General features: G+C 73.7%; 1 protein-coding gene. It reads right to left on the bottom strand.

What is annotated here, in order from left to right:
• On the bottom strand, window positions 1-236 hold a 236-nt coding region (locus tag ACYQ0J_RS13515; protein ID WP_460172618.1), incomplete at both ends, for a tyrosine-type recombinase/integrase.

Below are 236 nucleotides of genomic sequence, written 5' to 3'. Positions count from 1 at the left end.
TCCGGTGCCGCAGCCACTGGTGCAGGGCCCGCTGGGCCGTGGGCGAGAGGACCACCATCCGCTCCTTCCCCCCCTTCCCCTGGACCCGGATGGCGTGGGGGACGCCGTCCTGATAGGTGAGGTCGGCGTAGGTCAGGGCCAGGGCCTCGGAGAGGCGGAGGCCTGTGCCGTAGAGGAAGGCGAGGAGGGCCCAGTCCCGGAGGGCCACCCGGGGGGAGCGGTTCTGGTAGGCCGCC

The organism is Thermus sp. FJN-A, assembly GCF_054655095.1.
Note: the sequence above shows the minus strand (reverse complement) of the source record. Positions and strands in the feature narration are given on the sequence as shown.